The organism is Streptomyces sp. NPDC014991, assembly GCF_043080665.1.
GTDB lineage: Bacteria > Actinomycetota > Actinomycetes > Streptomycetales > Streptomycetaceae > Streptomyces.
Map to the genome: position 1 here is coordinate 1 of NZ_JBIBVY010000053.1, position 4,394 is coordinate 4,394.

1 protein-coding gene is annotated in these 4,394 nt (G+C 73.7%); it reads left to right on the forward strand.

Annotation, left to right across the window (positions count from 1 at the left end; translation table 11 throughout):
• Positions 1-4,394: type I polyketide synthase (locus ACF1BE_RS34965; protein ID WP_392203018.1), on the forward strand; the 4,394-nt coding region annotated here is incomplete at both ends.

Below are 4,394 nucleotides of genomic sequence, written 5' to 3' on the forward strand. Positions count from 1 at the left end.
ATCGACTGGCCCACCCTCCTCACCCCCTACAACACCCACCCCACCGAACTCCCCCCCTACCCCTTCCAACACCACCACTACTGGCTCACCCCCGAACGTGGTACGGCCGATGCCCGCGGGCTCGGTCTGGCGTCGCCCGGGCACCCGTTGCTGGGTGCGGTCGTCGAACTGGCCGAGGACGACCGGCTGGTGTACACGGGGCGGCTGGCCCTGGACACGCAGCCGTGGCTGGCCGACCACGCGGTGCTGGGGACGGTACTGCTGCCGGGCACCGCGTTCCTCGAACTGGCGATGGCCGTGGGCAGCAGGCTGGGCCGGCGGCGACTGGCCGAACTCACCCTCCAGGCGCCGTTGGTGCTCGAACCGGACGTGGCCGTACAACTCCGGGTGACCGTCGAACCGCCGGCCGCGAACGGACAGCGTGAGCTGGCCGTGCACTCGCGGCCGCAGGACGCCGACCCGGGCAGCGCGTGGACGCGGCACGCCGCGGCACTGCTCGACGTGGATGACGACACCGCCGGCTTCGACCTGACCGAGTGGCCGCCGCCCGGTGCCCACGAGATCGACGTCGACACGCGTTACGACACCCTCGCGGAGGCGGGCTACGACTACGGCCCGGCCTTCCAGGGCCTGCGGGCCGCCTGGCGCGCCGGCCGTGACGTCTGTGCCGAGGTGAGCCTGCCGGCCGACCTGGACGGCACCGCCTTCGGCCTGCACCCGGCAGTGCTGGACGCGGCTCTGCACGCGGTAGGCCTGCTGCGCGAGGACGGCGGCACCGTTCTGCCCTTCTCCTGGTCCGGCGTCACCCGCTACGCCGAGGGCGCGGACACTCTGCGGGTGTGGCTGAGCGCGGCCGGCGAGGACGGGGTGACTCTGCGGGCCGCCGACGGCACGGGAAAGCCGGTGCTCTCGGCGGAAGCGGTCACGATGCGGCCGTACGCCGCCGGCCAGGCCGCCGGTCACGGCACGGACTCGTTGTTCCGGCTGGAGTGGCAGCCGGTGCGGGTCGCGGCGGCCGACATCGACACGTGCCCGGTGGCGGACCTGGCCGAGGTGCCGGATCCCGTACCGCAGGTGGTCGCCGTGCGATGTCCGGCCGGAGCGCAGGACCCGGGCGGCACGGGGGCCGGGCTCGCCAGGGACGCGCACCGGGCGGCGGGCTGGGCGCTGGGCCTGGTCCAGGAGTGGCTGGCCGATGCCCGCTTCGCCGCTTCCCGGCTGCTGGTGGTGACCGATGGCGCCGTCGGCCCCGATGCGGAGAATCCCGCCCAGGCCACGGTGTGGGGCCTGGTCAGGACCGCGCAGTCCGAACACCCGGAGCGTTTCGCCCTGTTGGACACGGATCCGGCGCACCCGGTCGGCACGGTGCCCGCGGCCGTTCTCACCGAACCGCAACTCGCCGTGCGCGGCGGTACGGTGCTCGTTCCCCGGCTGGCGCGGCACACCGGCGGCACCGGGTCGGCCGGTGGCACCCGGTTCGATCCGGACGGCACCGTGCTCGTCACCGGCGGCACCGGAGTGCTCGGCGCTCTGGTGGCGCGGCGCCTGGTCACCGACCACGGCGCCCGGCGTCTGCTGCTGGTCAGCCGCCGCGGCCCCGACGCACCCGGAGCGACGGAACTCGTCGCGGAGCTGACGGGGTCGGGTGCCGAGGTCACCCTCGCCGCCTGTGACACCGCCGACCGCGAAGCCCTCGCGCACCTGCTGACCGGCGTGAAGCTCACCGCAGTCGTCCACACCGCGGGAGTGCTCGACGACGGCATGGTCGGGTCGCTGACCGCGGACCGGCTGGCCGCCGTACTACGGCCCAAGGTGGACGCCGCCGCACATCTAGACGAGCTGACCGCGGACCAGGATCTCGCGGCCTTCGTCCTGTTCTCCTCGGTGGCGGGCGTGCTCGGCAACCCGGGACAGGCCAACTACGCCGCGGCGAACGTCTTCCTCGACGCGCTCGCAGCCCGCCGACGTGCCGTCGGGCGCCCGGCGCTGTCGCTCGCCTGGGGCCTGTGGGCCGAACGCACCGGACTCACCGCGCACCTGGACGGTGAAGGGCTCTCGGCCCGCGGTGTCTCCCCGCTCTCCACCGAGCAGGGTCTCGGGCTCCTCGACCTGGCGCTCGACGATGACAGCGCGGCACTCGTGCCGGCCCGCCTCGAACCGGCCGCGCTGCGCGCCGACGCGCTCGCCGGGACCCTGTCCCCGGTGCTGCGCTCGCTGGTGCGCGTCCCGCAGCGGCGCCCCGGCGAGTCCGGACTGCGTCGCAGGCTCGGCCGGATGTCCCAGGAGGAGGGCCGCCGACTGCTGCTCGACCTCGTACGCACCCAGCTCGCGACGGTCATCGGCCGCGACTCCGCGGACGGGATCGACCCGGACCAGCCGTTCAAGGGCTTCGGCGTCGACTCGCTGCTCGCGGTGCAACTGCGCAACCGACTCCACTCCGCCACCGGCCTGCGCCTTCCGGCGACCCTCGTCTTCGACCACCCCACGCCGGCCGCCGTCGCCGACTTCGCGCTCGCACTCGCCCAGGAGCGCGCCGGGCGGTCCGCCCCGCCCGCCGCTGCCGTCGCCACCGTCGCACCGCGTACGGACGACGACCCGATCGTGATCGTCGGCATGGGTTGCCGCTTCCCCGGTGGGGTGGACTCGCCGGAGGGGCTGTGGCAGGTCGTCGCCCAGCAGCGTGACGTGATCTCCGGCTTCCCTGTCGACCGGGGCTGGGACCTCGACGGCCTCTACCACCCCGACCCGGACCACTCCGGCACGTCCTACGTCCGGCACGGCGGGTTCCTGCACGAGGCCGCCGACTTCGACCCCGCCTTCTTCGGGATCTCGCCGCGCGAGGCGCTGGCCATGGACCCGCAGCAGCGCCTGCTGCTGGAAGTCTCCTGGGAGGCCCTGGAGCGGGCCGGCATCGCGCCCGGATCACTGCACGGCAGCGACACCGGTGTGTTCGCCGGGGTGATGTACCACGACTACGGCGCCGGCGGCCGAATGCCCAAGGAGGCCGAGGGTCACTTCCTGACCGGCACGACCGGAAGCGTGGCCACCGGGAGGGTGGCGTACACACTCGGCTTGCAGGGTCCCGCGCTGACGGTGGACACCGCGTGTTCGTCATCCCTGGTCGCCCTGCACCTGGCAGTACGCGCCCTGCGCTCCGGAGAATGCTCACTGGCCCTCGCCGGTGGCGTCGCCGTGATGTCGACGCCCAACACCTTCATCGAGTTCTCGCGTCAACGGGGTCTCGCGGCCGACGGCCGGTGCAAGTCGTTCTCGGCGGACGCCGACGGCACCGCCTGGGCCGAAGGCGTCGGCATCCTCGTCGTCGAGCGGCTCTCGGACGCCCGACGGCTGGGCCACGAGGTGCTCGCTGTCGTCGCGGGGACGGCGGTCAACCAGGACGGTGCCTCCAACGGGCTCACCGCACCCAGCGGCCCCGCGCAGGAGCGGGTCATCCGGGCCGCGCTGGCAGATGCGGGCCTGACCCCCTCGGCGGTCGACGCGGTCGAAGCCCACGGCACCGGCACCGTCCTCGGCGACCCGATCGAGGCACAGGCCCTGCTCGCCACCTACGGCAGCGAACGCGACGGCCGGCCACTGCTGGTGGGCTCGCTGAAGTCCAACCTGGGGCACGCGCAGGCCGCCGCAGGAGTCGGCGGCGTCATCAAGATGGTGATGGCACTGCGCCACGGCGAACTGCCCGCCTCACTGCACGTGAGCAAACCCAGTGACCTGGTCGACTGGAACGCGGGCAGTGTCGAGCTGCTCACCAAGCCCCACCCGTGGCCCGCGGCCGACGAAAGGACCCGGCGGGCCGGCGTGTCGTCGTTCGGGATCAGCGGCACCAACGCGCACGTCGTGCTCGCGGAGCCGCCCGCCGACGTCAGGGCGGGGGAAGTACCGGAGCTGTTGGACGGTGGTCAGTTGCCGTGGGTGGTGTCGGCGCGGTCGGCGGACGCGCTCGCCCAGGCGGCACGGCGGCTCGCCGACCACGTGCGGGCACGACCCGAACTGCCGTGCGCCGACGTGGCGTTCTCGCTCGCCACCGGGCGCTCCGCCTTCGAGTCCCGGGCCGTCGTCCCGGGCACCGACGGACGCGACGGGCTCCTCGCCGGCCTCGACGCACTGGCCTCCGGTGAGGCCGAGGTCGTGACCGCGCCCGTCTCCGGTGCCAAGCCGGGCCGGGCATCCGGAGCGCCTGTCGTGTTCGTGTTTCCGGGGCAGGGCTCGCAGTGGCCCGGCATGGCCGTCGATCTCCTCGACTCCTCCACCGTGTTCCGCGACACGATCACCGCATGCGAGACAGCCCTCGCCCCCTACGTCGACTGGTCACTGACCGCCGTACTCCGCGGCCACGACAACACACCCGGCCTCGACCGAGTCGACGTCGTCCAACC